This is a genomic window from Streptomyces vastus, assembly GCF_039532825.1.
Classification (GTDB): Bacteria; Actinomycetota; Actinomycetes; order Streptomycetales; family Streptomycetaceae; genus Streptomyces; species Streptomyces vastus.
In genome coordinates, this window is the sequence record NZ_BAAASJ010000072.1 from 64,857 (window position 1) to 84,702 (window position 19,846).

A 19,846-nucleotide genomic window follows, 5' to 3' on the forward strand; every position below is an offset into this window, starting at 1 on the left:
ACGGGTGCGCGGTCGGTCACTGCGCGCCGGGGCGCACCAGTCCGCTCTCGTACGCGTACACCGCCGCCTGTACGCGGTCACGCAGGCCCAGCTTGGTGAGGACGTGGCCCACGTGTGTCTTGACCGTGGTCTCGCTGACGAAGAGGTCCGCGGCGATCTCCGCGTTCGACAGGCCGCGGGCCACCAGCTTCAGCACCTCGACCTCCCGCTCGGTCAGCGTGTGCAGGGTGTCCGGCACCGGCTCGTCGCCCGAGGGCAGATGCCCCGCGTACTTGTCGAGCAGCCGCCGTGTGATGCTCGGCGCGAGCATCGCCTCGCCCGCGGCGACCACGCGGATCGCCTGCACCAGCTCGTTGGCCGGAGCGTCCTTGAGCAGGAAGCCGCTGGCGCCCGCACGCAGTGCTTCCACCACGTACTCGTCGAGGTCGAAGGTGGTCAGCACCAGGACCTTCGCGGGTCCGTCCCGGCCGGGGCCGGTGATCTGCCGGGTCGCCTCGACACCGTCCATCCGCGGCATACGGATGTCCATCAGAACCACATCGGGCTGCAGGGCACGTACCTGGTCGAGTGCCTGGAGCCCGTCTCCGGCCTCGCCGACGACCGCGATGTCCTGCTCCGCCTCCAGGATCATCCGGAAGCCGGTTCGCAGCAGCGGCTGGTCGTCGACCAGTAGGACACGGATGGCCACGTAAGTCTCCTTCGCTAGTCCGGCCCCATTCTGCCCTGTTGGGCTCCGCCCGGGTCGGGCGCCCTGACCGGCAGCGCCTGCGTCTCGCGGGCGGCGCCGCTCGGACCTCCGGTCGAGTCCGGGTCTGGTGCCCTGAGGGGGAGCGGCTGCGTCTCGCGGGCGGCGCCCCTCGGACCTCCGGTCGAGTCCGGGTCTGGTGCCCTGACGGGGAGCGGATACGGCGGGGGAGTGCCGCCGAATTCCGGGCATACCGCCTGGTGGTCGCACCAGCCGCACAGTTTGGTGGGACGCGGTCGCCAGTCGCCGGTCTCGGTGGCCAGCCGGATCGCGTCCCACAGCGCGTGCAGCTTGCGCTCGACCCGCTCCAGGTCGGCGACCACCGGGTCGTACGTCATGACGTCACCGCTGCCGAGATAGACGAGCTGGAGGCGGCGCGGGACGACCTTCTTCAGCCGCCAGACCACCAGGGCGTAGAACTTCATCTGGAACAACGCGCCCTCGGCGTACTCCGGTCTTGGCGCCTTGCCCGTCTTGTAGTCGACGATCCGCACCTCGCCCGTCGGCGCCACATCGACCCGGTCGATGATGCCGCGCAACTTCAGGCCCGACTCGAGCTGGGCCTCCACGAACAGCTCGCGCTCGGCGGGTTCGAGGCGGGTCGGGTCCTCCAGCGTGAACCAGCGTTCGACAAGCTGCTCGGCCTCGGCCAGCCAGCGCGCCAGCCGCTCGCCCGCCGCCTGCTCGTCGGCGTCGGTGAACAGCTCTGCCAGCTCCGGCTTCGCCGTACGCAGCCGGTCCCACTGACCTGGGATCAGCGACTTCGCGCGCGGCACCGTGCGCTCGGTTGCCGGGGCGTCGAAGAGCCGCTCCAGGACCGAGTGCACCAGCGTGCCGCGCGTAGCCGCCTCGCTCGGCTTCTCGGGCAGCTTGTCGATCACCCGGAACCGGTACAGCAGCGGACACTGCATGAAGTCACCCGCACGCGAGGGCGACAACGAGGCCGGGGGCACGGCCGCAGCGGCCTTGGACGAGGTGCCGGAGCCCGTGCCGCTGTCCGGTCGCGCGACACCGTCGTCGGTACTGGTTTCCATGACGACAGACCTTACGGCCCGCCACTGACAACGCCACACACAGTGACCTGCAGGATGTGCACAACGGCCGGGAAACAGTGGGGGTGCCGGGGCGAAACGCACCGCGACGGCCGCATACCATCGACGGCAGAACCTCTCGCCCTGCATGATCGTGAGCGGGAGACGCGTCGGACGAGAGGACATCGTGGACGAGAGCGGCGGGAGCGGGCAGCCGCGATCCGGAACGGACGAAGCGACCGAGCACCCCGCGGTGCCGGACGCCACCACCGCACACCCGCGCCCCGATGGGGCCTCGGCCAACGACGACAGCCGCCCGGACCCCACCGACACCACCGCCCCCAACGGCCCGACGGACACGGTGGCTTGGGACAAGCGGCCCTCATCCACCCGCCGCTCCGGCGGGACAGGGGACGCCGCAGGCCCCTCGGCCGCCGACACCCCGGCCGGAGAGCGGGACGGCTCGACGGAGTCGGCGCTGGCCCGCCGAGATGGCGAGGGCACGGACGGTTCCGGCCCCGACGGCGGCGGCCCGGACACGCGGCCCCCTGCGGGAAGCGGCGGCTCCGGACCCCAGCCCCCACCACGCGGCAGGGGACCCGGTGGCGGGCTGCTCATGGGCCGCCCGTTCGGGGTGCCCGTGTACGTCGCGCCCAGCTGGTTCCTCGTCGCGGCACTCATCACCTGGGTCTTCGGCGGCCAGCTCGAGCGCGTACTGCCCGAACTCGGCGGGGCCCGCTACCTCGTGTCACTCTTCTTCGCGGTCGCCTTCTACGCCTCCGTACTCGTCCACGAACTGGCCCACACGGTCGCCGCCCTGCGCTTCAAACTGCCGGTGCGCCGCATCCAGCTGCAGTTCTTCGGCGGCGTCTCCGAGATCGAGAAGGAGTCCGAGACTCCGGGCCGCGAGTTCATCCTCGCCTTCGTCGGCCCCTTGCTCTCCCTCGTCCTCGCCGGCCTCTTCTACCTCGCCCTGCTGACCGTCGAGCCGGGCACCGTGCCCGGCGTACTGCTGGCCGGCCTGATGATCTCCAACCTGATCGTCGCCGCGTTCAACCTGCTCCCCGGCCTGCCCCTCGACGGCGGCCGTATGCTCCGCGCCGTCGTCTGGAAGATCACCGGCAAGCCGATGAGCGGCACCATCGCCGCCGCCTGGGTCGGCCGCGCCCTCGCGATCTCCGTACTGATCGGACTGCCCCTGCTCACCCAGTCCGGCGCGCTCGGCGCCGAAGCCGAGGACATCGGCGGCATGGACACCGTCATGGACGCCCTGCTCGCCGCGATCCTCGCCGCGATCATCTGGACCGGCGCCGGAAACAGCCTCCGCATGGCCCGCCTCAGGGAACACCTCCCGGAGCTGCGCGCCCGCTCCCTCACCCGCCGCGCCGTCCCCGTGGAGACCGACACCCCGCTCTCCGAAGCGCTGCGCCGCGCCAACAACGCCGGCGCCCGCGCCCTGGTCGTGGTCGACGCCCACGGCGAGCCCCTCTCCCTCGTCCGCGAGGCCGCCATCGTCGGCGTACCCGAGCACCGCCGCCCCTGGGTGGCGGTCAGCGGCCTCGCCCAGGAACTCACCGACGGCATGCGGATCTCCGCCGAGCTCGCGGGCGAAGAACTCCTCGACGTCCTGCGGGCCACCCCCGCCACCGAGTACCTGGTGGTGGAGGAGTCCGGCGAGATCTACGGTGTCCTGTCCGCGGCCGACGTCGAGCGCGCCTTCGTGAAGGCCATGGCCAGGCCCAGCTGAACTCACGCGCAAGCGCGCGTGGTCTGCGGCCTGCGCCCAGGCCGGTAGGCTGGTCACATGTCCGAACCGACCGGTGCCGCCCGCCGACGCGGGCCCTTCAAGGTCGGGGACCAGGTCCAGCTCACTGACCCCAAGGGACGCCACTACACGTTCACGCTCGAAGCCGGGAAGAACTTCCACACCCACAAGGGGTCCTTCCCGCACGACGAGCTGATCGGCGCCCCCGAGGGCAGCGTTGTCCGCACCACGGGGAACGTCGCCTACCTCGCGCTGCGCCCCCTGCTCCCCGACTACGTCCTGTCCATGCCCCGCGGCGCCGCCGTGGTCTACCCCAAGGACGCGGGGCAGATCCTGTCCTTCGCCGACATCTTCCCCGGCGCCCGCGTCGTGGAGGCAGGCGTCGGCTCCGGCTCGCTCAGCAGCTTCCTGCTGCGCGCCATCGGCGACCACGGAATGCTGCACAGCTACGAGCGCCGTGCCGACTTCGCCGAGATCGCCCAAGCCAACGTGGAGCGCTACTTCGGCGGCCCGCACCCCGCCTGGCAGCTCACCGTCGGCGACCTCCAGGACAACCTGTCGGACACCGACGTCGACCGTGTGATCCTCGACATGCTCGCCCCCTGGGAGTGCCTGGAAGCCGTCTCCAAGGCACTCGTCCCCGGCGGCATCCTGTGCAGCTACGTCGCGACCACCACCCAGCTCGCCCGGACCGTCGAGTCCATCCGCGAGATCGGCTGCTTCAACGAGCCGACCGCCTGGGAGTCGATGATCCGCAACTGGCACATCGAGGGCCTCGCCGTCCGACCCGACCACCGCATGATCGGGCACACCGGCTTCCTGCTCACCGCCCGCCGCCTCGCCGACGGCGTCGAAGCTCCCATGCGCCGCCGCCGTCCCGCCAAGGGCGCATACGGCGAGGACTACGCCGGCCCGAACGCTGACGGAGGCACCGGCCGCTGAGGCGGCCCCTTGCCGCATACAACGCGCAAGCGCCGTGGTCGAGTTCCGGAAAACCCTCGGGAACTCGACCACGGGGCTTTTCTCTTGACACCGCGACAGTTTCTGTTGGCACCGCGACGGAACTGCCGACCCCGCCGTTCCCGCTCACTGTGACGTATGGCACCATGCTGGCCACCCTCACCGGCACAGCCCTCACAGGAGACACATCTCTCGTGCAGCAATCCGCCGTCCCGGAACTGGCACACACGCACGCCCGCCCGATCCACTGGGTCGCGACAGCCACAGCCCTGGCCGGAGTCGTCGCAGCCTCCGCATTCCTCCAGCCAGACGAGGCCACCGCCGCCCAGCCCGGCCGCGGCGCACAGTCCGCCCCCGCTGCCACCGCACCCCCCGATCCCACCGGCGTCGACTTCCCCGTGGAGTGCGGCCCCACCAAGGTCATCGTGCAGAAGAAGGCCTCCGGAGATCTCGACGGCGACGGCCGCCCCGAAACAGTCGCCGTGGTCCGCTGCGACGCGCTCGCGGGCGCCCCGCCCAACGGCGTTTACGTACTCACCCAAGCCGCCGACGCCATCGAACCCCGCATCGTCGCCACCCTCATCGATCCGAAAGACCGCCTGACCGTCAAGGACTTCGCCGTAAGTGACGCCTCCGTCACCGCCACGCTGCTCGGCTACTCCTCGCCCGACGTCCCGCGCTGCTGCCCAGACGTGGACGAACGCGCCAAGTGGCAGTGGAAAAACGGCACATTCGTCCGTTCTGTCCCTGCCGGCGCCCAGAGCGTGTGACCAAACAGACATACCGGAACGGCCCGGATTGTAAGGTGACTTGAGGTGACCGCCGAACTACTCCGCGTCCGGACCGTACACCTCGGTCTTGTCCGAAACCCGACGCACATGGATGCACTCGCCCGGACACTCCTTGGCGGAGTCGGCAACATCACGCAGAAGCGTCAGGGGGACGGGCGTTGAAGCCCCCGGGGCCTGCAGCAACTCCTCGTCGGAGCCCTTCACATAGGCCAGTCCGTCGATGTCCAGCTCAAAGACCTCGGGTGCATACTGGGCGCAGATGCCGTCGCCGGTGCAGAGGTCCTGATCGATCCACACCTCCAGGTCCTCGCCGCCGACGCCGGCCTCTTGCTGAACGCTCATGACTCCTGCCGATCCTGTGCCGAGCGAACCGGAATAAAACGCAAGTCGGCCCAGCTCTGACGGGTGTTGAACACTTAGACCCTACCTGTGCCCGCTTTCCCATCCCGTTCAGTGGGTATTTCCCTGGCGTGAGGGAGAGCGCAAGGGTGAAGATCGGACACACCCCGACCGTCTTTGTGATCTAGGGGTTTCAATCGACACCCACCCAGGTAGGGTCTGGAAGCGTCCAGCTCCCCTTGGAGGAGGTGAGGACCGTGGCAGCCCACGACGACGACATGAACCGCGGCATCCGCCCGGGACGAGGGTCCGAGGACCCGGCCGGGCAGATCGCCTATCTTGAGCAGGAGATCGCCGTCCTGCGACGCAAGCTCGCCGACTCTCCGCGACACACGAGAATTCTCGAAGAGCGGATCGTCGAGCTGCAGACCAACCTGGCCGGCGTGTCCGCGCAGAACGAGCGGCTCGCCAACACCCTCCGAGAGGCCCGCGACCAGATCGTGGCACTCAAGGAGGAAGTCGACCGGCTCGCACAGCCGCCGGCCGGCTTCGGTGTCTTCCTCATGGCGAACGAGGACGGCACGGCCGACATCTTCACCGGGGGCCGCAAGCTCCGGGTGAACGTCAGCCCCAGCGTCGAGCTCGAAGAGCTCCGGCGCGGCCAGGAAGTGATGCTCAACGAAGCGCTCAACGTGGTCGAGGCCATGGAGTACGAGCGAGTCGGGGACATCGTCACCCTCAAGGAAATCCTCGAGGACGGCGAGCGCGCCCTGGTACTCGGGCACACCGACGAGGAGCGGGTGGTACGGCTCGCCGAGCCGCTGCTGGACGTCACCATCCGCGCCGGCGACGCCCTCCTGCTCGAACCCCGATCCGGCTACGTCTACGAGGTCGTACCCAAGAGCGAGGTCGAAGAACTCGTCCTCGAAGAGGTCCCCGACATCGGATACGACCAGATCGGCGGTCTGGGCGGCCAGATCGAAGCGATCCGCGACGCGGTTGAGCTCCCGTACCTCTACCCCGACCTCTTCAAGGAGCACGAACTGCGGCCGCCCAAGGGCGTGCTGCTGTACGGGCCTCCCGGATGCGGTAAGACACTCATCGCCAAGGCCGTGGCCAACTCACTGGCCAAGAAAGTCGCCGAAGTGACCGGCCAGGCCGCCGGCAAGAGCTTCTTCCTCAACATCAAGGGCCCCGAGCTCCTCAACAAGTACGTCGGAGAGACCGAGCGGCAGATCCGCCTCGTCTTCCAGCGCGCCCGTGAAAAGGCCAGCGAGGGCACACCCGTCATCGTCTTCTTCGACGAGATGGAATCCCTCTTCCGCACCCGCGGCTCCGGCGTCAGCTCGGACGTGGAAAACACCATCGTCCCGCAGCTGCTCGCCGAGATCGACGGCGTGGAAGGCCTGCAGAACGTGGTCGTGATCGGCGCCTCCAACCGCGAGGACATGATCGACCCCGCCATCCTGCGCCCCGGACGCCTCGACGTGAAGATCAAGATCGAGCGCCCCGACGCCGAGGCGGCGAAGGACATCTTCGGGAAGTACCTCACCGAGCGGCTACCGCTGCACGCCGACGACCTCGGCGAGCACAGCGGCAGCAAGGCAACCACCGTCCAGAGCATGATCCAGACGGCCGTCGAGCACATGTACGCAGAGACCGAAGAGAACCGCTTCCTCGAGGTCACCTACGCCAACGGCGACAAGGAAGTTCTCTACTTCAAGGACTTCAACTCCGGCGCCATGATCGAAAACATCGTCGGCCGCGCCAAGAAAATGGCCATCAAGGACTTCCTGGAACACAACCAGAAGGGCCTCAGGGTCTCCCACCTCCTCCAGGCCTGCGTGGACGAGTTCAAGGAGAACGAAGACCTGCCCAACACCACAAACCCGGACGACTGGGCCCGTATCTCCGGAAAGAAGGGCGAACGGATCGTCTACATCCGTACCCTCATCACCGGAAAGCAGGGTGCAGACACCGGACGCTCCATCGACACGGTGGCGAACACCGGTCAGTACCTGTAAAAGACAGGGCGACTGCGGGTGCCCTCACCGGGTACCCGCAGTCGACTGTTTTTCAGGGCGCAACCGGAGCGGAGCAATGACGCAAATGATCTCCCCACCAGCGCAAAGGCGTTCTAGGCTCTTCCATACCGCCGAGTCGCGCAGTGCGGGGACGGGCACCGCACACGCACCGGAGCGCCAGCGGTACTTGAGCGGCGCCCCCGACCGAGGGCGCCGCCGGGCAAGGAGGGCCGCATGACCGTACGGCGAGTAATGGGCATCGAGACGGAGTACGGGATCTCCGTCCCCGGCCACCCCAACGCCAATGCCATGCTCACCTCGTCCCAGATCGTCAACGCCTACGCGGCGGCGATGCACCGGGCCCGCAGGGCTCGGTGGGACTTCGAGGAGGAGAACCCGCTGCGGGACGCCCGAGGCTTCGACCTCGCCCGCGAGGCCGCCGACGCCAGCCAGCTCACCGACGAGGACATCGGTCTCGCCAATGTCATCCTCACCAACGGGGCAAGGCTCTACGTCGACCACGCACACCCCGAATACAGCTCACCAGAGGTCACCAACCCCAGGGACGCCGTCCTGTGGGACAAGGCCGGCGAACGCATCATGGCCGAAGCCGCCGAACGCGCGGCCCAGCTCCCCGGCGCCCAGCCGATCCACCTCTACAAAAACAACACCGACAACAAAGGTGCCTCCTACGGCACCCACGAGAACTACCTGATGAAGCGGGAAACCCCCTTCTCAGACATCGTGCGCCACCTCACTCCCTTCTTCGTCTCACGCCAGGTCATCACCGGCGCAGGCCGCGTAGGCATCGGCCAGGACGGCCACGAACACGGCTTCCAGCTCAGCCAGCGCGCCGACTACTTCGAAGTCGAAGTGGGCCTCGAGACGACCCTCAAGCGCCCGATCATCAACACGCGTGACGAGCCGCACGCGGACGCCGAGAAATACCGCCGCCTACACGTGATCATCGGCGACGCGAACCTCTCGGAGATCTCCACGTACCTGAAACTGGGCACGACGGCACTCGTCCTGTCCATGATCGAGGACGGCTTCATCGCCGTCGACCTGGCCGTCGACCAGCCCGTACGCACCCTCCACCAGGTCTCTCACGACCCCTCACTGCAACGGCTGATCACCCTCCGCAGCGGCCGGACACTCACCGCAGTCCAACTCCAGATGGAGTACTTCGAACTCGCACGCAAATACGTCGAGGAACGCTACGGCGCCGACGCCGACGAACAGACCAAAGACGTACTCACCCGCTGGGAAGACGTCCTCGGCCGCCTCGAAAGCGACCCCATGAGCCTCGCCGGCGAACTCGACTGGGTCGCCAAGCGGGAACTCATGGAAGGCTACCGACGCCGCGACAACCTCGAATGGGACGCCGCACGACTCCACCTCGTCGACCTCCAGTACGCCGATGTACGCCCCGAAAAGGGCCTCTACAACCGCCTGGCGGCCCGCGGCAAGATGAAGCGCCTCCTGGATGACACAGGCGTGGAACGGGCCCGCACCAAGCCGCCCGAGGACACCCGCGCCTACTTCCGCGGACGCTGTCTCGAGCAGTACGCCGACGACGTCGCAGCCGCATCCTGGGACTCGGTGATCTTCGACCTCCCCGGCCGCGACTCACTCCAACGCGTACCAACCCTCGAGCCGCTTCGCGGAACGCGTAATCACGTCAAGGAGCTCCTTGACCGCTGCCGCACTGCAGAAGACCTGGTCAAGGTCCTCTCCGGCGGCTGAACGAGCCCAACCGGACCCACCAGCAGCAGGTCACAGGCAGGGTGGAAAACAGCGGCGTCCGGGAATCATGAAGGTGGTGCCCGGACGTTGTAGCAACTGCGGGGCCGATGTCGGACCCTGCTTGTAGGGTCTGATCAAGAACGTCGAACCGAGCGGGGTGAGGGTTATGGCGACCAAGGACACCGGCGGCGGACAGCAGAAGGCGACGCGGTCCACCGAAGAGGTCGAGGAAACTGCGCAGGACGCGCAGGCCTCAGAGGACCTCAAGGAACGCCAGGAGAAGCTGAGCGACGACGTGGACTCCGTCCTGGACGAGATCGACGATGTCCTCGAGGAGAATGCCGAGGACTTCGTTCGGTCATTTGTCCAAAAGGGTGGGGAATAGGGGTTAATGTTCGATTCTCTCGGGCGGGAGAAGCGCTCTCGCTGTCAGAGGGTCCAGTCACGGGACGCCTTCGCGTAACAAGGCGTCTCGTGACGGGCTCCAGGCGCACTGCAGAGAGTGCTGGGCGGAGAGAGTCGGCAGAGGCATCAGAACGCACGTGGGAAGAACGTCCGACACCTGGTAAGGCGGCCCAGGGGCGAGGGTCCACCCGAAGCGCCAGTACGGCACGACCGACGCCCAGCGCGCCGAGATGATCGCCTCCCGGACGGGCTCTGCCTGATCAATCCAAAGGCTCCGGTCATTCATGTGGATCACTGCCACGAGACGGGTAGGGTCCGAGGCGTACTGTGCTTCAGCTGCAACGCTGCACTGGGGCAGTTCAAGGATCGGCCCGACGTGATAAGGCGGGCTGCGACACTACGTGGAAGGAAACGCGTGGAAGCCAACACTCGTAGCACCGGGCGTCTACCGGCTGCCTTCCTGACGCCCGGGTCGTCGTCCTTCATGGACTTCCTGTCCGATCACCAGCCTGAAATCCTGCCGGGGAACCGGCAGTTGCCCCCCGTCCAGGGCGTGATCGAGGCGCCGCACGGCACCACGATCGTGGCCACGACCTTCCCCGGTGGCGTGGTGCTGGCCGGTGACCGGCGGGCCACCATGGGTAACGTCATCGCGCAGCGGGACATCGAGAAGGTGTTCCCGGCTGATGAGTACTCGGCGGTAGGGATCGCGGGTACGGCGGGTCTGGCTGTTGAGATGGTGAAGCTCTTCCAGTTGGAGCTGGAGCACTTCGAGAAGGTCGAGGGTGCGCAGCTCTCCTTGGAGGGCAAGGCGAACCGTCTGTCGACGATGATCCGGTCGAACCTCGGCATGGCCATGCAGGGTCTCGCCGTGGTGCCGATCTTCGCGGGGTTTGACGTGGACCGCGGGAAGGGGCGCATCTTCTCGTATGACGTCACGGGTGGTCGTTCCGAGGAGCATGGTTTCGCGGCGACGGGTTCGGGTTCGATCTTCGCGCGTGGTGCCATGAAGAAGCTGTACAGCGAGGATCTGACCGCGGAGCAGGCGACGACGCTTGTCGTGCAGGCCTTGTATGACGCGGCCGACGATGACTCGGCGACGGGTGGCCCCGATGTTGCCCGCCGGATCTATCCGCTCGTCACCGTGATCACCGAGGATGGGTTCCGCCGTCTTACCGACGAGGAGTCCTCCGAGATCGCCCGCTCGATTCTGGAGCGGCGCCTGGAGCAGCCCGACGGCCCGCGTGCGGCGTTGCTCTGACTGCTGCGGCCCTCCTAGAAGGCCAAGGCTCCTGTTTTCCAGGTGATCCAGTGACTTCGACAGAAAGGGACGGATAGCCGGTGTCGACGCCGTTCTATGTCTCACCCCAGCAGCAGATGGCCGACCGGGCGGAGTATGCCCGCAAGGGCATCGCCCGTGGTCGCAGTCTGGTTGTGCTGCAGTTTGCCGACGGCATTGTCTTCGTCGGCGAGAACCCGTCCCGTGCGCTGCACAAGTTCAGCGAGATCTATGACCGGATCGGCTTTGCGGCCGCCGGCAAGTACAACGAGTACGAGAATCTCCGCATCGGTGGTGTCCGCTACGCCGACCTGCGGGGTTATACCTACGACCGTGACGATGTGACCGCTCGCGGTCTTGCCAATGTGTACGCCCAGACGCTCGGCACGATCTTCTCCAGTGCGGCGGAGAAGCCGTATGAGGTGGAGTTGGTGGTTGCGGAGGTCGGAGTGACGCCCGACGGTGACCAGCTCTACCGGTTGCCGCACGATGGATCGATCGTGGACGAGCACGGCTCGGTTGCGGTGGGTGGCAATGCCGAGCAGATCAGCAGCTATCTCGATCAGCGTCACCGGGACGGTATGACGCTGGCCGAGGCGCTGAAGCTGGCCGTTCAGGCCCTGTCCCGCGATACCGATGGCAGTGAGCGGGAGATTCCCGCGGAGCGCCTTGAGGTGGCGGTTCTGGACCGTACGCGTCCGCAGAAGCGCAAGTTCAAGCGCATTGTGGGCCGCCAGCTGTCCCGCCTCCTGGAGGGGGACAGTTCGGACGGGGCGGCGGACGCCGCCGAGTCCGATGGTTCTGATGATGCCGATGGGCCAGATGCGTCCGAGGAGAAGTAAGCCCGCCAGTCATCACCTTGCGCGCCCCGGCCCCGCCTCGCAGCGGGGCCGGGGCGCGTCGGCGTTCAGGACGGGCGTGGTGGCGCTGTGGAGCCCCGTACGACGAGTTCGACGGGGATGTTGCCTTCTGGTGGTGTTTCGCCTTCCAGGACCGCGAGGAGGGCTGTCATGCCGCGTTCGCCGAAGAGTTCGGCGTCGAGGCGGACGGTGGTGAGTTCGGGTTCGATCGCTGTGGCGAGGGCCAGGTCGTCGAAGCCGGTCACCGAAAGGTCTTCGGGGATGCGCAGGCCGAGGCGGCGGGCGGCCTTGTAGGCGCCGACGGCGAGCTTGTCGTCGTCGCAGACCACGGCCGTGGGCCGGGGGTCCGGGCCGCGCAGGGCGTGCTCGGCCGCGGCCAGCGCGCCCTCGATGGTGATCGGGGCCTTTGCCGTGCGTACCTCGGTGTCGGCTGCCTGTCCCACGCGAGCGGCGAGTTCCCGGGCGCGTACGTGGAAGGTCCAGGAGTCGATGTCGGCGGCCAGGTGCAGGAACCGGCGGTGGCCCAGTGCCAGCAGGTGTTCGGTGATCTGGCGCATGCCGTCTGTGATGTCGAGGTTGACGGTCGCGGCGCCGAGGCTGCCGGCCGGGTCGCTGTCCAGCATGACGAGAGGGAGGTCGTCGCCGCGGATTTCCGTGAGGGCTTCGGAGGCCATGGAGGAGGCGATGACGCCGTCCAGGGCGGCTCGTGCGGAGGCGAACGGGTCCGGTGCGGGGCCGATCCCTTCGGGTGAGGGGTACAGGACGACGCCGAAGCCGTGTTTCGCGGCGATGCGGGCGGCTCCTTCGTAGACGGCGGCGAAGAACTCGTTGGTGAGTGCGGGTACTACCAGCAGGGCTGTGCGTGCCTGGCCGAGCCGTAGGTTGCGGGCGGCGAGGTTCGGCCGGTAGCCGAGGTCCTGTGCTGCCTGGCGTACGCGCGCGGCTGTTGCCTCGGAGACTCGTCCGCGCCACTTGTCGCCCAGTACGAGGGAGACGGCGGCCTGGGAGACTCCGGCGGCTCGGGCGACGTCGCGGCTCGTAGGGCGCGTGCTTCCTCGTGCCACCGTCGACCTGCTCTTTCTGCTGGACTCGCGGACTGGGCACATGGTACGTATGACCGAGGACGTTATACGTACAACTTGAGCTGCCACAGGCTACGAGAAGGGCGTGACATGGCCGCGCACTACCTGGAGATCCTCCGAACGAGGCATGCCGCCCGGCTGCTGGCCGGCACTCTTGTGGGGCGGCTGCCGAACGCCGTGGCCGCGATCGCCGTCCTGCTCTTCGTGCGCGCCGAGGGCGGCAGCTACAGCCTCGCCGGTGCGCTGGCCGCCGTGTACGGGGTGTCGAATGCCGTGGGGCAGCCGGTGCTCGGGCGCCTTGTGGACCTCCACGGGCAGCCGCGTGTGCAACTGCCCGCCGCGATCGTCTCCGCCCTCGGCATGGCGGTGTTCGCCTTCACGGGCATAGGGGCGCTTCCGCTGGCGTACGTCCTGATGGTCGTCGCCGGGTTCTTCACGCCGCCTCTCGAGGGCGGTCTGCGTGCGCTGTGGCCCACGGTCCTGCGCAGGGAGGACCAGGTGCACACGGCGTATGCGATGGATGCCGTGGCGCAGGAAGTCATGTTCACCGTGGGACCCCTGCTCATCACGCTGTGCGTGTCGCTGTGGTCGGCGCAGGCCGCCCTCCTCGTGCTGAATGTCATAGGGGTGCTGGGGGCGCTCTCCGTCGTGGTCTCGCAGCCTTCGCGCGCGTGGCGTTCGGCGCCGCGTGAGGCGCACTGGCTCGGTGCCTTGCGTTCGGCCGGTCTGCTGGTCCTGCTCGGCGCGTTCCTTTTCGTGGGGATCGCGCTGGGCTCGATCAACGTCGCGGCGATGTCGTACGCGGATGACAACGGCGGGGACGTGACGTACGGCTGGCTGATGGCGGCCATCGGGCTGGGCGCGCTCGTCGGGGGCACCGTGTACGGGGCGCGGCAGTGGAGCGGTGCGCCGGGGCGGCGGCTGCTTGTGCTTGTCGCGCTTCTGGCGGTGTTCTACGTGCCGCTGATGCTGACGCCGGGCGCGGTCGCCATGACGGCGCTGATTGCGCTCTCGGGGTTGTTTCTCGCGCCCTGTATCGCCTGTGCGTTCGTTCTGGTCGACCATCACGCGCCGAGGGGCACCGTCACCGAGGCGTTCTCCTGGCTTGTGACGACGTTCACGGTGGGGATGTCGGTCGGGACGGGTCTCGCGGGGCCGGTCGTCGAGTGGGGCGGAGCGGTGTGGGGTTTCGCACTGCCGGGTGTCGCGGGGGCCGTGGCGCTGCTGGTTCTGCTGGCCACGGGGCGGGTCCTCGCAGTTGCGGGCAGCGGTGGGGTGGTTGAAGTCGCATCGGAAAATGATCGAAACGGTGCAGGCGAACCTCGTTTCAGCGCAGGGCATCAGGCGTAATGTTCAGTCATGGACCGCCGCATTTTCGGGCTGGAGAACGAGTACGGCGTCACGTGTACGTTCAGGGGACAGCGTCGGCTGTCTCCCGACGAGGTGGCGCGGTACCTCTTCCGCCGTGTCGTGTCATGGGGCCGCAGCAGCAATGTCTTTCTGCGAAACGGCGCCCGCCTCTATCTCGACGTGGGGTCACATCCGGAATACGCCACACCGGAATGTGACAACGTGACAGAACTCGTCACCCACGACAAGGCCGGCGAGCGCATTCTGGAAGGACTCCTGGTAGATGCCGAACGACGCCTGCACGAGGAAGGAATCGCGGGCGACGTCTACCTCTTCAAGAACAACACCGACTCGGCGGGCAACTCCTACGGCTGCCACGAGAACTATCTGGTGGCCCGCCACGGGGAGTTCTCCCGGCTCGCGGACATCCTCATCCCGTTCCTCGTCACCAGGCAGCTTCTCTGCGGTGCCGGCAAGGTGCTGCAGACCCCGCGGGGCGCGGTGTACTGCGTCAGCCAGCGGGCCGAGCACATCTGGGAGGGCGTCTCGTCGGCGACGACCCGTTCCCGGCCGATCATCAACACGCGCGACGAACCCCACGCGGACGCCGAGCGCTACCGTCGCCTGCATGTCATCGTGGGTGACTCGAACATGTCCGAGACGACCATGCTGCTCAAGGTCGGCGCCACCGATCTCGTCCTGCGCATGATCGAGGCGGGCACGGTGATGCGCGATCTGACCCTGGAGAACCCGATCCGGGCGATCCGCGAGGTCAGCCATGACATCACGGGCCGCCGCAAGGTGCGCCTGGCCAGCGGCCGGGAGGCCTCCGCTCTGGAGGTGCAGCGCGAGTACTACGAGAAGGCCGTGGACTTCTGCGAGCGCCGCGGCATCCGCACCGGCACCGTCGAGCAGGTCCTGGAGCTGTGGGGCCGCACGCTGGACTCGATCGAGTCCGAGGACCTCGACCGGATCGGTACCGAGATCGACTGGGTGATGAAGTACAAGCTCATCGAGCGGTACCGCGCCAAGCACAACATGACGATGTCGCATCCGCGGGTTGCGCAGATAGACCTCGCGTATCACGACATCCACCGTCGTCGGGGGCTGTACTACCTGCTGGAGAAGAAGGGGCAGGCCGCCCGGATCTGCAATGACCTGAAGATCTTCGAGGGCAAGTCCGTGCCGCCGCAGACGACCAGGGCGCGGTTGCGCGGCGACTTCATCCGGCGGGCGCAGGAGCAGCGGCGGGACTTCACCGTCGACTGGGTCCATCTCAAGCTGAACGACCAGGCACAACGCACGGTGTTGTGCAAGGACCCGTTCCGTTCCGTCGACGATCGGGTGGAGAAGCTCATCGCCGGAATGTGAGCTGTCGGTTCCGGACGTTTTTGCGGAACGCAACACAGGGCGCCGTACGTTCTTCGTACGGCGCCCGTCTCACGCCGTAGAGTTGCGCGCACGCCAACCGCAAGATCGACCGATACGAGGCCCCCACCGTGCGCCGACGCTCACTTCTGATTGCCGCTCCCGCCGGACTGCTCACGCTCGCCGGCTGCGGTGGCGACGACACGGCCGACAAGGACAAGGCCAGCAGCAGTACGTCCCCCTCGGCGTCCCCGTCGGCCAGTGCGCCCCCACCGCCGAAGCTCGTCGACGGGCCGCTGCCGGCCATCACCGCCGGTGCCAAGTTCGGCGAGAAGCCGACCGTGGCCAAGGGCAGCGGTGATCCTTCGAAGGACCTCGCGGTCAAGACGGTCGTCGCGGGCAACGGCAAGACGCTGGCCGAGGGCGATTTCGTGAAGGTGAACTACCTCGCCCAGGTCTGGACGACGGCGAAGGTCTTCGACAACTCCTACGACCGTAAGACGCCCATCGTCATCCAGCTCGCCCAGGGCCAGGTGATGGACGGCTGGCGCTACGCCCTGATGGGCAAGAAGGCCGGCAGCCGCGTTCTGATGGCCGTACCGCCGGCCTGGGGCTTCGGCGAGCAGGGCAACGCCCAGGCAGGCGTCAAGGGCACCGACACGCTGGTCTGTGTCCTCGACGCCCAGGAAACGTTCAACGCGAAGAGCTCCGCCAAGGGCTCCGAGGTCGCGCAGGACAACATCGATCTGCCCAAGGTCGGCACCAACACCGACGGCAAGGCCCCCTCCATCGAGGTGCCGAAGGGGGACGCGCCGACGAAGCTCGTCGCGAACTACATCCTGGAGGGGGACGGCGAGGAGGTCGCGGCGAGCGACAGCGTCCTCGTGCAGTACAAGGGGGTGCTCTGGGCCGACGGCAAGGAGTTCGACTCCACGTACAGCAGGCAGCAGCTCACCTCGTTCTCGCTGCAGCAGGTCGTCAAGGGCTGGGCGCAGGGCCTGACCGGGAAGAAGGTCGGCAGCCGCGTACTCATCGTCGTCCCGCCGAAGCTCGGATACGGCGACAGCCCGCCGCAGGGCAGCACCATCAAGAAGGACTCGGTGCTGGTCTTCTCGGTCGACATCCTCGCGAAGATGTGAGGCGTGCGGGGATGTAAGACTGTCGGTGTTGCCCCAGTTGCCTTTCGCACACAGCAGGAGCCGAAACGTGAGCATCGAGAAGCCGGAGATCGACTTCCCCGAGGGCCCGCCGCCCGCGGACCTCGAGATCAAGGAGATCTGGGAGGGCGAGGGGCCGGTCGCGAAGGCCGGCGACTTCGTGAAGGTCCACTATGTGGGCGTGGCCTACTCCAGCGGTGAGGAGTTCGACGCCTCCTGGAACCGTGGTACGCCGCTGGAGTTCCAGCTCGGTGTCGGCCAGGTCATCTCCGGCTGGGACCAGGGTGTGCAGGGCATGAAGGTCGGCGGGCGCCGTCAGCTGACGATCCCCGCCCACCTCGCGTACGGCGACCGCGGTGCCGGTGGCGGCCGTATCGCGCCGGGCGAGACGCTGATCTTCGTCTGCGACCTGGTCGCGGTCTGATCTTCACGGGGGCCGTCCGCGGGTGACTCGCGGCCCGGTCTTCGTACGCCGTGTGATCTGGTCCGACCGGACCCGATCAGCTGGGGCCCATGCCTGTCGGGCATGGGCCCTCGGCTTTTGCCACGACACCGCGGAGCGGTACGGTCATCGATCGGAAGCACCATATGGAAGGGCGTCGATGGCCATTGCCAAGGCCGAGCGGCTGATGAACCTGGCGCTGTGTCTGCTCGGGACGCGGCGGCCGCTCAGCAAGCGCGAGCTGCGCGACTCCATCGAGGCTTACGTCGAGGCCTTCAGGCCGGGAAGTGGTGCAGTCGGCTCGGACGACTCCTTCAACCGGATGTTCGAGCGCGACAAGGACGATCTGCGCGAGCTCGGCCTGGTCATCGAGACGGTGGAGAGTCTGGACGGGGAGGTCGGCTATCTCGCCCGCCGGGACAGCAACCGTCTGCCGCCCATCGCGCTCGACGCCGAGGAGGCCGCCGCCCTGGGCCTGGTCGCCAAGGTCTGGCAGCAGGCCCGCCTCGCCGGCGCGGCCAGCGGCGCCCTGCAGAAGCTGCGCGCGGCCGGACTGCCCGAGGACGTCGACCCGTACGAGGCCCATGGCGCCCTGGAGCCGCACATCCCCGTGCACGAGGCGGCCTTCGAACCGCTGATGCTCGCCTGCCGTGACCGCCGCCCCGTCGCCTTCGACTACCGCAAGGCCACCGCCGCCCACCCCGAGCCCCGCATCGTCGAGCCCTGGGCGCTGGAGTGCTGGCGCGGCCACTGGTACCTGGCCGGCTGGGACCGCGACCGGGGCGCCGAGCGGGTCTTCAGGCTGTCGCGGATCACCGGCAAGGTTCGTACCCGCAGCGGGAAGTTCACGGCCGAGGTGCCCGATGTCGTCACCGTGCGGGAGACGGTCGCGAGCTGGGCCGGTGAGACCGCCGACCGCTCCGCGCTGATCCGGCTGCGCACCGGGGCGGGCTATCCGCTGCGCGCCAAGGCCGTGTCCGTACGGGAACTGGGCGACGGCTGGGACGAGTTGGAGATTCCGTACGGACATGGCCTGGACGCCTGGCTCGTCGAGTTCGGGCCCGATGTGGTGGTCCTGGAGCCGGCCGAGCTGCGGGCCGATGTCGTGGACCGGCTGCGCGCCGTGGCCAAGGGCTGAGGGGGCGTAGGAGAAGTGGCGGGAAAACCGGTCAGGTCCGTGAGTGCCATCGACCAGACGCGGCGGATGCTGTCCCTGGTGACGTATCTGCGAGAGCGCCCCGGTGCGCGCGTCAGTGATGTCGCGCGGGCCTTCGGGATCACCGAGGACGAGCTGATCTCCGACCTCGATGTGCTGCCGCTGTGCGGGACCAGTTTCCGCGGCGGCGATCTGCTGGACATCGACACCGACGGCGACCGGATCTGGTGGCGCAACCCGGGCGCCCTGGGTGCGGAGGCGGCCGAGCCGCTGCGGATCGCCGCCGACGAGGCGACCGCTCTGCTGGTGGCAGCCCGGGCCGTGGCGACGCTGCCGGGGCTGCGGGAGGGCGACCGGCAGGCGCTGCTGCGGGCCACCGCCAAGGTGGAGGCCGCGGCGGGCGAGGCGGCGGGCGCCAGTGCCCGGCTGTCGGTGACGTTCGAGTCGGAGGGCGGGGTCTTCGCGGACGTCGACCGGGCGATCTCCGAGCGGCGCCGGCTGTGGATCCGCTACTACTCGCCCGGGCGTGACGAGCTCACCGAGCGCGAGATCGACCCGATCCGCCTGGTCAGCGTCGGCCACACCTACGTGGAGGCCTGGTGCCGCCGCTCCGAGGCGCGGCGCACCTTCCGGCTCGACCGGGTCGCGGAGATCCGGATCCTGGACGAGCCGTCCGCGCCGCCCGAGGTCGAACTGCGGGACCTCTCCGAGGGGCTGGTCCAGCCAGCCGCCGAGGATCCCGAGGTGGTCGTCGAGGTCGCCCCGGGCGGGCGCTGGGTCGCCGAGTACTACCCGCACGACAGCGCCGATGAACTGCCCGACGGCGGGCTGCGTATCACCCTGCGTGCCCCCGATCCCGCCTCGCTGCGCCGCCTCGCGCTGCGGCTCGGGCGGGACGGCCGGATCGTCTCACCGCGGGAGGTCGCGGACAGCGCCCGGCAGGCGGCACGCGAGGCGCTCGCGGCGTACGACAGTCCGGAGGGCGTGGCGAGTGTCCCCGAGGAGCCGCACGGAGCTCAGGACGGGCTGTACGGCAGGCAGGAGCAAGGGCTGTGAGCAGGTCAGTGATGTCTGGTACGCAAGGAATGTCCGTGACGTCCGCGTTCTCGGGCATGGCGAGAGTGGATCCCGTGGTGTTCAAGGCCGCCTGCCCCGACTGCCGTGCCCACTTCGAACTCTCCGCGAACGCCCTGCGCCTGGCGATCGGCGCCACACCGAAGACGACCTTCTACTCCTTCACCTGCCCCGAGTGCGAGGCGGCCGTGCGCAAGCCTGCCGGTGAGCGGATCGTGGAGCTTCTCACCGGCGGGGGAGTGCGGACCCTGCGGCTGCACTCCACCGTCTAG

Annotated in this window: 19 protein-coding genes; 15 read left to right on the top strand and 4 right to left on the bottom strand. The window is 68.2% G+C overall.

Annotation, left to right across the window (positions count from 1 at the left end):
• Positions 1-16: 16 nt before the first annotated feature.
• Both ABD357_RS26545 and ABD357_RS26550 read right to left on the bottom strand, forming a co-directional pair.
• On the bottom strand, positions 17-688 hold the full coding sequence (locus tag ABD357_RS26545; RefSeq protein WP_016639462.1) for a response regulator: 672 nt from the start codon (positions 686-688) through the stop codon (positions 17-19).
• Positions 689-702: 14 nt separating this feature from the next.
• Positions 703-1,779: a RecB family exonuclease gene (locus tag ABD357_RS26550; protein WP_344393478.1), complete on the bottom strand. Its 1,077-nt coding sequence runs from the start codon at positions 1,777-1,779 to the stop codon at positions 703-705.
• Between the two features lie 184 nt (positions 1,780-1,963).
• On the opposite strand from ABD357_RS26550, the gene ABD357_RS26555 reads away from it, so the two are divergent.
• The 3 genes from ABD357_RS26555 to ABD357_RS26565 all read left to right on the top strand — a co-directional run bounded on the left by ABD357_RS26555 (position 1,964) and on the right by ABD357_RS26565 (position 5,271).
• Positions 1,964-3,523: a site-2 protease family protein gene (locus tag ABD357_RS26555; protein ID WP_344393651.1), complete on the top strand. Its 1,560-nt coding sequence runs from the start codon at positions 1,964-1,966 to the stop codon at positions 3,521-3,523.
• Positions 3,524-3,580: 57 nt separating this feature from the next.
• Positions 3,581-4,483, top strand: coding sequence for a tRNA (adenine-N1)-methyltransferase (locus ABD357_RS26560; protein ID WP_344393480.1), 903 nt, complete (start codon positions 3,581-3,583; stop codon positions 4,481-4,483).
• 212 nt (positions 4,484-4,695) lie between these two features.
• Positions 4,696-5,271: a hypothetical protein gene (locus ABD357_RS26565; RefSeq protein WP_344393482.1), complete on the top strand. Its 576-nt coding sequence runs from the start codon at positions 4,696-4,698 to the stop codon at positions 5,269-5,271.
• Between the two features lie 57 nt (positions 5,272-5,328).
• On the opposite strand, the gene ABD357_RS26570 is transcribed toward ABD357_RS26565, so the two are convergent.
• Positions 5,329-5,634, bottom strand: coding sequence for a ferredoxin (locus tag ABD357_RS26570; protein ID WP_344393484.1), 306 nt, complete (start codon positions 5,632-5,634; stop codon positions 5,329-5,331).
• Between the two features lie 254 nt (positions 5,635-5,888).
• Here ABD357_RS26570 and arc point away from each other — a divergent pair, with 254 nt between their 5' ends.
• From arc to prcA, 5 genes are all read left to right on the top strand, one after another.
• On the top strand, positions 5,889-7,655 hold the full coding sequence (arc, locus tag ABD357_RS26575) for a proteasome ATPase (RefSeq protein ID WP_344393485.1): 1,767 nt from the start codon (positions 5,889-5,891) through the stop codon (positions 7,653-7,655).
• A 234-nt stretch (positions 7,656-7,889) separates the two neighbouring features.
• Positions 7,890-9,401 carry a depupylase/deamidase Dop gene (gene dop, locus ABD357_RS26580; RefSeq protein WP_344393486.1) on the top strand — a complete coding sequence of 504 codons (1,512 nt, stop codon included), beginning with the start codon at positions 7,890-7,892 and terminating at the stop codon, positions 9,399-9,401.
• 166 nt (positions 9,402-9,567) lie between these two features.
• On the top strand, positions 9,568-9,786 hold the full coding sequence (locus ABD357_RS26585; protein WP_033323361.1) for a ubiquitin-like protein Pup: 219 nt from the start codon (positions 9,568-9,570) through the stop codon (positions 9,784-9,786).
• Between the two features lie 306 nt (positions 9,787-10,092).
• On the top strand, positions 10,093-11,067 hold the full coding sequence (prcB, locus tag ABD357_RS26590; protein ID WP_344393488.1) for a proteasome subunit beta: 975 nt from the start codon (positions 10,093-10,095) through the stop codon (positions 11,065-11,067).
• Between the two features lie 80 nt (positions 11,068-11,147).
• The gene (gene prcA, locus ABD357_RS26595) at positions 11,148-11,927 is read left to right on the top strand and encodes a proteasome subunit alpha (protein ID WP_344393490.1); all 780 of its coding nucleotides are present in this window, start codon (positions 11,148-11,150) and stop codon (positions 11,925-11,927) included.
• A gap of 65 nt (positions 11,928-11,992) precedes the next feature.
• Here prcA and ABD357_RS26600 read toward each other — a convergent pair whose 3' ends face one another.
• Positions 11,993-13,009: a LacI family DNA-binding transcriptional regulator gene (locus tag ABD357_RS26600; protein ID WP_344393491.1), complete on the bottom strand. Its 1,017-nt coding sequence runs from the start codon at positions 13,007-13,009 to the stop codon at positions 11,993-11,995.
• 108 nt (positions 13,010-13,117) lie between these two features.
• Here ABD357_RS26600 and ABD357_RS26605 point away from each other — a divergent pair, with 108 nt between their 5' ends.
• The 7 genes from ABD357_RS26605 (at position 13,118) to ABD357_RS26635 (ending at position 19,846) form a co-directional block, all read left to right on the top strand.
• Entirely contained in the window at positions 13,118-14,377 is a 1,260-nt protein-coding gene (locus ABD357_RS26605; protein ID WP_344393493.1) for an MFS transporter, read from the top strand.
• A 9-nt stretch (positions 14,378-14,386) separates the two neighbouring features.
• On the top strand, positions 14,387-15,748 hold the full coding sequence (pafA, locus tag ABD357_RS26610) for a Pup--protein ligase (RefSeq protein ID WP_030955459.1): 1,362 nt from the start codon (positions 14,387-14,389) through the stop codon (positions 15,746-15,748).
• Between the two features lie 128 nt (positions 15,749-15,876).
• Positions 15,877-16,884 (top strand): FKBP-type peptidyl-prolyl cis-trans isomerase, encoded by a 1,008-nt coding sequence (locus ABD357_RS26615; protein WP_344393494.1) that lies wholly within the window; start codon positions 15,877-15,879, stop codon positions 16,882-16,884.
• Between the two features lie 67 nt (positions 16,885-16,951).
• Positions 16,952-17,326 carry an FKBP-type peptidyl-prolyl cis-trans isomerase gene (locus tag ABD357_RS26620; RefSeq protein WP_165344548.1) on the top strand — a complete coding sequence of 125 codons (375 nt, stop codon included), beginning with the start codon at positions 16,952-16,954 and terminating at the stop codon, positions 17,324-17,326.
• A 178-nt stretch (positions 17,327-17,504) separates the two neighbouring features.
• Positions 17,505-18,482 (top strand): helix-turn-helix transcriptional regulator, encoded by a 978-nt coding sequence (locus ABD357_RS26625; protein WP_344393496.1) that lies wholly within the window; start codon positions 17,505-17,507, stop codon positions 18,480-18,482.
• A gap of 15 nt (positions 18,483-18,497) precedes the next feature.
• On the top strand, positions 18,498-19,556 hold the full coding sequence (locus tag ABD357_RS26630) for a helix-turn-helix transcriptional regulator (RefSeq protein ID WP_344393498.1): 1,059 nt from the start codon (positions 18,498-18,500) through the stop codon (positions 19,554-19,556).
• Positions 19,557-19,585: 29 nt separating this feature from the next.
• Positions 19,586-19,846 carry a hypothetical protein gene (locus ABD357_RS26635; RefSeq protein ID WP_344393500.1) on the top strand — a complete coding sequence of 87 codons (261 nt, stop codon included), beginning with the start codon at positions 19,586-19,588 and terminating at the stop codon, positions 19,844-19,846.